The 2,939-nt window shown below is 64.7% G+C and carries 2 protein-coding genes and 1 pseudogene; all 3 read right to left on the minus strand.

Annotation, left to right across the window (positions count from 1 at the left end):
- Positions 1–355, minus strand: a pseudogene (locus RT662_RS09810) (glucose-6-phosphate dehydrogenase); the annotation flags it as partial.
- Between the two features lie 162 nt (positions 356–517).
- Positions 518–2,110, minus strand: a complete 1,593-nt coding sequence (locus tag RT662_RS09815) for an alpha-amylase family glycosyl hydrolase (RefSeq protein ID WP_313670529.1) — start codon at positions 2,108–2,110, stop codon at positions 518–520.
- Positions 2,107–2,939: cation:proton antiporter (locus RT662_RS09820; protein WP_313670530.1), on the minus strand; the 833-nt coding region annotated here is incomplete at its 5' end. The genes RT662_RS09820 and RT662_RS09815, both read right to left, overlap by 4 nt.

Consider the following 2,939-nt stretch of genomic DNA (forward strand, 5'->3'; position numbering starts at 1 on the left):
ACAGGCTGGGCGCGGTGGAAAGGAAGATTGCCAGCCGGCACGGATCGCCCACTTCGGCGGCCAGCGCGGCAAAGCCATCGGCGCGGGTGGCGTCCAGCGGCACATAGGCCAGCCGGTCAAGGAAGCTGGCCACCATTGGAGCCGGGCGGCGATCTGCCTCCAGATGCTGTTCCAGCGCCTTGGCCGCCAGCTCGCGGAAACTGCCGCTGTCCAGCTTTGACCGGGCAGTGCCGATGATGCGCAGATCAGGGTGGAGCAGGCCGTCGCCATGCAGGCCGAACAGCGATGGGATCAGCATGCGCCGCGACAGATCGCCGGTGGCGCCGAACAGAAGCAGGGAGGTCGCTGCGGTCATCAGGTGCCCTTGAACAGGAATGTGAACGTTAACGCAACCCTTGCGGCCCGGCTGGTTGCGTCATGGCTGGTGCTGGGAACAGCGTGCGTAGCCAAATCCTGAACCGGGGGCCAGCCAGTGGCAAGCACCATCCAGCATTGGCCGGGGCCTTGCGGGCGGCGATCAGGTGCACAAGGCAATCAGGCCGGAAAACGCCGGCAAGCTTGTGGCCGTCGCGCCGCCATGCTGGGCCAAGATGGCGGCGGCCGGCAGATCGACTGTGTGCGCTTCTGATCCCAGATTGAAGGCGCACACCAGCCGTTGGCCGTTCCATGTGCGGTACAATATCAGCAGGTCGTCTTGCGCAACTTCCACCGCCGCGCTGCCATGGCGCAGGGCCGGCTGGGCCCGGCGCAGCGCCATCAGGCTGCGGGTCCAGTGCAGCATGGACGCCGGATCGGCGTTCTGCCCGTCAACCGCGCGGGCGGCGTGATCAGCGCCCAACGGCAGCCAGGGCTTGCCGGTGGAGAATTCGGCCTGTGGGGCAGCGGCCGTCCATGGCATCGGTGTGCGGGCGCCGTCGCGTCCCAGCGTGAGCGGCCAATTGGCGATGGCTTCGGGATCTTTGAGGTCGTCAAAGCCGATCTCGGCCTGGGTGAGGCCAAGCTCCTCGCCATAATAAAGGAAGATGTTGCCGCGCAGCGCCACCAGCAGCAGCATGATCAACCGGGCATAGTCATCATGGTTGCATTCGCCATGCCAGCGGCTGGCGGCACGCGGCGCATCGTGATTGGAAAAGGCCCAGCTTGGCCAGCCCGTGCCGGTTTTTTCCGGCCATTCGGCCAGCGCCTCGACCACCAACGGCGCATTCAGTTCATCGGAATAAAGGAAGTTGAAGCCGTAGGCACTATTCAGTCGCGCCGCGCCGGCGGTGTACTCGTGCATCTCGGCGATGGCGTTCTCGCCGCCCACTTCGGCCACGGTAAAACGATCCGGATAACTGTTCATCACCGCCGCGACGCGTTCCAGGAACAGCGGGATATCGGGGTGGGACATGTTGTGGATGCGGCTCTGGTAATCGAACGGCCGGCTGCGCCGGTGGTTGCCGGTAGCCGGCGGATTGTCGCGCAGCATCCGATCATGCATGGCGAAATTGATGGCATCGATGCGGAAGCCATCAACACCGCGCTCCAGCCAGAAGCGGGCGACCTCCAAGATGGCATCCTGCACCGCCGGGTTGTGCAGGTTCAGATCGGGCTGGCTGGTCAGGAAATTGTGCAGATAATATTGCTGGCGGCGCGCATCCCAGGTCCAGGCTGGGCCGCCAAACACCGATTGCCAGTTGGATGGCGGGGTGCCGTCCACCTTGGGATCGGCCCACACATACCAATCGGCCTTGTCGTTGTTGCGGTTCTGCCGGCTTTCCTTGAACCAGTCATGGCGATCTGATGTGTGGCTCCACACCTGATCGATGATGATCTTCAGCCGCAGATCACGCGCCCGCGCCACCAGCGCATCGAAATCCGCCATGGTGCCGAAGATCGGATCGACGCCAACATGATCCGACACGTCATAGCCGAAATCCTGCATCGGCGAGGTGAAGAAGGGCGACAGCCAGATGGCATCGACGTTGAGCGAGGCGACATGCTCCAGCCGGGCTGTGATGCCCGGCAGATCGCCGATACCGTCGCCGTTGCTGTCCTGAAAGCTGCGCGGATAGATCTGGTAGATGCTGGCGCCGTGCCACCACGGCAGGCCGGTCTCATCGCTGGTCATGCTTCCACCCCTTTGGGAATGATGTGGCCGGTGCGCGGCAGCAGGCTTTTGAGCAGCGGCCCGGTCATGATCGTCGTTACCACCGCCATCACCACCAGCATGGTGAAGACATTGGGCGGGATCACCCCCAGATCACGGCCGATGTTGAGCACGATCAGCTCCATCAGCGCGCGGGTGTTCATCAGGCTGCCCAGAACCGCCGATTCAGCCGGCGTGTAGCCCGAAAGCCGCGCCGCGCCATAGACGGGGATGAGCTTGGCGAGGATGGCCACCGCCAGGATGACCGCCAGCCAGCCGATATCGGCGAGGCCCAAGCCGAGCAGATTGGTGCGCAGGCCCGTGTAGGTGAAGAACACCGGCAGGAAGAACACCAGCACGAAGCCGCCAACCTGGCCTTTCCACGCGCTCACGAACGACGGGTGGCGGTGCATGATCAGCCCGCCCAAAAAGCCGCCGAAGATAGCGAAGATGCCCAGCTTGTAGGTGCAGATGGCGAGCCCGAACGTCATCGCCAGCATGGCGGCCATCAGCGTGGGATCAAGCCGGCCTTCGCTGGGCGGGAAGGCCGCCACCAGCCGGCTGGCCAACGGTGCCAGCACCACGCGGGCCACGATCAGCAAGGTGGCAATGCCGGCCAGTTGCAGCGCCAGCGCGCCGCCCGAAAAGCGCGCCGCCGCCAGCGCCGAGATGGAGGCGAGCAACACCCAGCCCGCCACATCATTCACCGCTGCGGCCGCAATCGCCACCACGCCCACCGGTTTATCGGTCAACCCGAACTGCGCCAGGATCCGCCCCAATATGGGCAGCGCCGTGATCGCCAGCGCGTTAC

The sequence above is a fragment of the Sandarakinorhabdus sp. genome, from assembly GCF_032115815.1.
GTDB lineage: Bacteria > Pseudomonadota > Alphaproteobacteria > Sphingomonadales > Sphingomonadaceae > Sandarakinorhabdus.